Source organism: Roseospira navarrensis, from assembly GCF_009601025.1.
GTDB lineage: Bacteria > Pseudomonadota > Alphaproteobacteria > Rhodospirillales > Rhodospirillaceae > Rhodospira > Rhodospira navarrensis.
The window spans coordinates 1-5388 of the sequence record NZ_WIVE01000117.1; the positions used below are offsets into that span (position 1 = coordinate 1).

A 5388-nucleotide genomic window follows, 5' to 3' on the forward strand; every position below is an offset into this window, starting at 1 on the left:
AACGTGTCCCGATCCATGCCCGCCTCCCGCGTTCGGTATCCTTCATGATACCAAATCCGGGAATGCATAGCGAACGCTATTTGAGCCTTGAAGAAAGTCCATCGCGCCCGCCTTCATGGCCGCAACGGCGACAGAGATGTCGCTGCCCTTGCCCATCATGATCGCCGGAAGACGACGCTCGGAATGGCTGAGCCACCGCAGAAGATCGAGTCCGCTCAGGCCGCCCCCCAGATCGGCGTCGATCAGAACGCAGGCGTCCCGCCAGCCCGGCTGTTTGGCCGGATCCGCGCTCAGGAATGCGTCGCCGGACGGAAAGCCCTCAACCTGCCAGCCCCATTGATCGACCAAGCCGCGCAGTCCCTCGCAGGTGTCCGGGTCGGGATCGACCACAAGGATGACATGCGAGGCATTCGGGCTGGCGCACGCCTTTGCCTCTGGCGCGGCGCGCGGCGGTGGCCCGCGCATGCCGTCCCAAAGCCGGGCGCGTTCGCCGGCAGGCGAGCCCGGGACCTCCTCCCAGAAGCGCCCGACCTTGATGACGAACACCGACCCCACACCCGGATGGCCCCGCATCACGACCTGACAGCCGATCAGATCGCCCAGCCGCTTTGCGACGGCAAGGCTGATGACAGGACCACGGCCATGGTCGCGCGCGGGAGTGTCCCCCAGGACGTGGCCACCGATGATGTCCTGAAGCGGGCGTCTCGGAACGCCGATCCCGGCCTCCCGGATCTCGATACTTAGCTGTCCGCCGTGGCGATGGCATCCGATCAGAATCATGCCGTGCCGGGAGTGTCGCAGCACATTCAGAAGAATGATCCGCATGATCCGGGCAAGATGGCGCGGATCGCCGTCTATGGACAGGGCGCACGATGCCACGCGCAGGACAAGGCCCGCAGCGTCGGCCTGAGAGGTGAAGTCTGCCCTCAAGGGGTCGAGCACCGCGTTGAGCGGAAACCGGATGCTCTCCACCCGGTCAGGGTTGGCCTTCCTGATGAGGTCGGGATCATCAACTGGCGGACGCGTGTCGCCGGCCGGATGACGGGGCGCGACGGGCGTTGCGTTTGCGGCCGCCCGAGAGAGCATGGCTGTGTGGCTGACCGTGTTGTGTTTGCCTGAATCCATCGCGAGGTCTCCACCTGGAAGAGTTGGGGACCGGGCCTTTGCGGGTCACCGGGCCACACGGCGCCGGCGCCCGGATTCAGGCAACCGGCGTCCTTCACTCGGATCTGATCGCCAAATGTCCTTGATCGGATGGTCGCAGGGATCTCTCGAAAGGCTGTTCGCAGGGCCACACCCATGCCCACCGCAGATCAGGGGGAAGAGCGTGCCGCGTGTCGGGGGGGGCACAGTCACGGGCAGGACATACCGACCCGCCCTCGTCTTGCCGTCCTCCACCCATGAACGGGCCATGACCGCACGCGTGCGGCGGAGCGCTTTTCGGTCAAGGCGCCCAGACCCCCTCACCGCTATTTGATGACCAGATCGTTGCGCACCTGCCTGACCCCGGTCACGTCGGCGGCGACGGCGCCGGCGCGCTGCCTGGACGCGGCGGAGTCCACGAATCCGCTCAGCTGCACGACGCCTTTGTAGGTTTCGACATCGATCTTGAAGATCGTCAGGCCCTGGTCGCCGAGAATGGCGGCGCGGACTTTGCTGCTGATAACCGTGTCATCCAGGTACTCCCCCGTGCTTTCGCTGGTCGGGGTCGAGGTGCAGGCGGCCATCGACCCGACGGTCAGCCCGGCCAGCACGAGCAGGGCGGGCAGAAGAGCGCGATGGATGAAGCGGGGGCTCGTCACGACGGGATACCTCCGGCAGTGCCGCGCGGGGCGCGGGGGGATGATTCGGCGACCTGAACAATCGAATCGAAACGCGCCCCCTCCCTGCACGGCATGAGCGGTCAGATGCGGCCAAGCACCACCAGAACGATCAAGACGATCAGAACCGTGCCGAGGACACCGACCCCGACATGACCGAAGCCATAGCCATACCCCCCGAAGCGTCCGCTGAATCCGCCAAGCAGAAAAACGACAAGAAGGATGATGAGGATCAGGCTGAGCGACATCGCGGTTCTCCTGGACGTCAGGGTGCCACCGGGGTTCCGAATGGCACTGCCGGCTTATTCACTTGGCTCCGGTAAACCCAACATGGTGTGCTGGACAGGTGTCCCGTCGTACCAGATCGCGTTTCTACCGGAGCCAAGTGAATAAGCCTTTGGCACTGTATGTTGGCCGTGTCGCGTCGTGTCGGGCTGGGACGGCATCGCCGGGCCTCGGCGGCCGGTCCTGATCGGTCAATTGCCGTCGATGGTTACGCCGCCGCCGTCGATCTTGATATCGACGCCACTCTGGCGTTCCTGATAGTAGAAGTAGCCGGTCACGGCGGCGACCACGGCCAGCGCCACGATAACGATCAGAAGAAAAGTCCGACTCATGAGCCCGTGCCTCGCTAATCTCTGACCTCTACGGACAGCGCGGGACCGCGAAGGGCCAGCGCCGACGCCACGCCGGTCGTGCCCCGCCGTGGCGGCCAGAGCCGTCAAGCGTTGCGGATGGTGTCCTTGACCCCGCCGACGGCATTCTGGACCTTGCCCTCGACCTTGTCGGCCTCACCGTCCGATTCGAGCTTCTTGTCGCCGACTCCCTTGCCGACGGCCGCCTTCACCTTGCCTTTGAGGACTTTCGCGGCCCCGATCACCCGGTCTTTGTTCATGGCGTTCTCCTGTCTGCTCTGCGGCCATCCGCCGGTGACGTGTCTGGCGGGCAGTCTCAGATGAACAGGTTCCCGCCGTGTCCGCACTGACACAGATTAGCCTGTGGTAGCAAAGTGACCGCGCCGTCCGGCTAGACCTCGACCGTCTGGTCGGAGTGGACAGTGAAGGCGCGCGCCTGCTCCGCTGCCTCGACCTGGACGGCGACACCCTGGATCTCGCCGTGCTGTATGCCGAAGCCCACCCCGCTCGGGGACGGCCGCGCCGGCTCTCGCTCGTGCCGCCGGATGCCCACCCGACGGTTGATCGCACGGTGCCGAGGTGCCGGCGGGCATGAAGCTGCTGGTGGACGAATGCCTGAGCGAGGAAGTGACCAAGCTGGCGCGCCGGGCTGATCTGCCTGACCGGCCCGGTCGGGATGGATCTGGACATGCAGCTTGAGCTGTTCGAGGTCGCCCTGGATGACCTCGGCGCCCATCCCGATCTGGTCAATCAGGTGCTGGAGGTTGTCCGCGAGGACGCAGACGATGCGGAGATTCGGGTGCGGCGATACGACCTGCCGCCAGCATCATGAGATTGAAGGCCCGCCGCTGTGGTCGCGATTAATCGGGCAAGGCAGCGAGGTCCGCTTCCCGGTCCGCCATGACCAAGTCATGCGGGATGCTCGGCCGGGGATCGTCGATGGACGCGGCGACCTCGCCGGCGCCGAAGGCGCCTTGTTTGTGACTAGCCCGCGCGGCTCTGTCGCGCGGGCGGGCGCAGACCGCGTGCACCGTCGCCAGGCTAGTCGTTCCGGGTTGGCAATGGCACCGAAAATGAACTTGTGGGCCGCATGACGCTGCAACCCGGATCACGGGAGACGCCGGGTTCGCTGTCCAGCGCGCCGCCTTGGGACCGATCCGCGCGCCCTGAACGGCCGACCCGCTCCGGCCGTCGCGGGTCAAGCCGGCCCCAAAGACAGGGCAATCAACGGCCGACTCTGGACCCAGCGGTTGCTGTCTCCGGCGTTCACGACGCGCTGCCACGCGCCGATGTCGGGGGATGCGAACGGTTCTCTCCGCCGATGCCGCGCCCAAGTTTCCTTTGTCTTCCTTGCGCCAGGGACCGAAGCCGAAGGACGAGACGCCGCAAGGCGGCTCGGTTCACGAGAGCCCGGCGCGGGGCGTTTACGCCGCGCGGGCGCCACCATGTTTGTGGGAAAACTGCTGCGCCGACAATCCAAAAACGGGTACATTTTGGCAACGACAGCTTTGCGCCCATGGCGGACCTACCCAGAGCGCGGCCTCGCCCCCGAAACCGGACGGTCATTGCCGGATCTGCGATGCCAGGATCAGGTCAAGCGGCGCACCAGCTCCGCAATATGCGCAGGGCCGACCTCACAGCAGCCGCCGATGATCGTGGCGCCCTTGTTGGCCCACGCCTCGGCAAAGTCGGCATAGGCGGCCGGGGTCAGGTCATGGCGCACCGAAAGCGACCGGACCGTGGCGTCCACAGCGACAAAGCTCGGGGCGATCTCGGTGAACCCGTTGGCGTAGGCGCCAACCGCCTTGTCCATGCCCTTGATGACATCCAGGGCCACGGTGACGGCTTCCGGCGTGGCGCAGTTCACCAACAGCGCATCGACCCCGTCGGTCCAGTTCAGGACCTTTTCCAGGGGCTCACCAGAGCGCAGCAGCGTGCCGTCACCATCGTCGACCGAGACACTCAACCAAATCGGCTTGCCATGGCCCGTCGCCCCCGCCACCGCCGTGCGCGCCTGCGCGATGGAGGATGCGGTTTCGATCAGGAACAGGTCGACGAAAGGCGCCTGAAGGCGACAGATCTCATCGAAGCGACCGACCGCATCGACGGGCATCGGGTCGTTCCTGTAGGATCCGAACAGCGGTCCGAGGGCCCCGGCAACCCGCCCGCCGCCGCCTGCCGCATCGCGGGCCGCGCAGGCGACCTGGCAGGCCGTTCGGTGCAAGGTCTCGAACTGATCATCAAGCCCAACCGGGATCAGTCTGTCGTGGTGGGTGGCATAGGTGTTGGTCGTCGCCACCATGGCCCCAGCGGCAAAAAAGTCGTCGTGCACGGCCCGCACCAACGCTGGCTGGTCGAGCATCCCCTGCGTGGCCCAGAGAGGGGTCGGTTCCGTCGATGATCGGGCCACCAGCTCCTGCCCCATCCCGCCATCGAGAATCGTGATCATGTGCGGTCTCCCACGCCAACGCGGCCATCATGTGGTGGGCCGCGCCATCGCTGTCCAGGCGCCTCCCACGATCCAGCGGCGCCTGATCGCGACGGATTGAAAAGGGTCGGCCTAGCCTCCACGGCGGATCAACAGGACAGCAACCAAGATCGCGCCCGCCTGGGAGATCACGATCCCGACGGGATGCTCCTGGGGCGAGAGCAGAACGTGCGCCGCAAGGTTGCTGGTCAGCAGAAGGATGGCCCCGATCAACGCGGACAACAGGATGACGCCGCGACTCAATGCCCCGACGAAGGCGCGTGCTCCGATGACGCCGCGCGGTCCGCCTTGCGAACCCATTTGCGCAGCGTCTTCGCCGAACACCCGAGCTTCTTCGCTATCAACGTCACAGCCGCCCCCTCGGAGGCGATTGAGCAACCTGAGGGATGGAAATTCGGTCTGAGGCGCTTCAGTCATCCCGGTTTTCCATGTTGATGTAGACGCG

At 65.8% G+C, this 5388-nt stretch carries 9 protein-coding genes; 1 reads left to right on the plus strand and 8 read right to left on the minus strand.

Features of this window, described 5'->3' with window-relative positions:
* Nucleotides 1–42: 42 nt before the first annotated feature.
* The 5 genes from GHC57_RS18565 to GHC57_RS18580 all read right to left on the minus strand — a co-directional run bounded on the left by GHC57_RS18565 (nucleotide 43) and on the right by GHC57_RS18580 (nucleotide 2715).
* Nucleotides 43–1125, minus strand: a complete 1083-nt coding sequence (locus tag GHC57_RS18565) for a hybrid sensor histidine kinase/response regulator (protein WP_153347069.1) — start codon at nucleotides 1123–1125, stop codon at nucleotides 43–45.
* 344 nt (nucleotides 1126–1469) lie between these two features.
* Nucleotides 1470–1802: a BON domain-containing protein gene (locus tag GHC57_RS18570; protein ID WP_343031213.1), complete on the minus strand. Its 333-nt coding sequence runs from the start codon at nucleotides 1800–1802 to the stop codon at nucleotides 1470–1472.
* Between the two features lie 101 nt (nucleotides 1803–1903).
* Nucleotides 1904–2068, minus strand: a complete 165-nt coding sequence (locus GHC57_RS18575) for a DUF3309 family protein (RefSeq protein WP_153347071.1) — start codon at nucleotides 2066–2068, stop codon at nucleotides 1904–1906.
* Between the two features lie 228 nt (nucleotides 2069–2296).
* A complete protein-coding gene (locus GHC57_RS19410; RefSeq protein ID WP_170294972.1) occupies nucleotides 2297–2437 on the minus strand; it encodes a hypothetical protein in 141 nt (46 codons plus the stop codon).
* A gap of 104 nt (nucleotides 2438–2541) precedes the next feature.
* Entirely contained in the window at nucleotides 2542–2715 is a 174-nt protein-coding gene (locus tag GHC57_RS18580; protein ID WP_153347073.1) for a CsbD family protein, read from the minus strand.
* A 428-nt stretch (nucleotides 2716–3143) separates the two neighbouring features.
* Here GHC57_RS18580 and GHC57_RS18585 point away from each other — a divergent pair, with 428 nt between their 5' ends.
* Nucleotides 3144–3287, plus strand: a complete 144-nt coding sequence (locus tag GHC57_RS18585) for a hypothetical protein (RefSeq protein WP_211369250.1) — start codon at nucleotides 3144–3146, stop codon at nucleotides 3285–3287.
* 28 nt (nucleotides 3288–3315) lie between these two features.
* On the opposite strand, the gene GHC57_RS20600 is transcribed toward GHC57_RS18585, so the two are convergent.
* The 3 genes from GHC57_RS20600 to GHC57_RS18595 form a co-directional block, all read right to left on the minus strand.
* Nucleotides 3316–3738 carry an antitoxin PaaA2 family protein gene (locus GHC57_RS20600; protein ID WP_425500699.1) on the minus strand — a complete coding sequence of 141 codons (423 nt, stop codon included), beginning with the start codon at nucleotides 3736–3738 and terminating at the stop codon, nucleotides 3316–3318.
* Between the two features lie 305 nt (nucleotides 3739–4043).
* Nucleotides 4044–4904 (minus strand): homocysteine S-methyltransferase family protein, encoded by an 861-nt coding sequence (locus tag GHC57_RS18590; protein WP_153347075.1) that lies wholly within the window; start codon nucleotides 4902–4904, stop codon nucleotides 4044–4046.
* A gap of 111 nt (nucleotides 4905–5015) precedes the next feature.
* The coding region (locus GHC57_RS18595) for an iron chelate uptake ABC transporter family permease subunit (RefSeq protein ID WP_153347077.1) at nucleotides 5016–5388 on the minus strand (373 nt) is incomplete at its 5' end.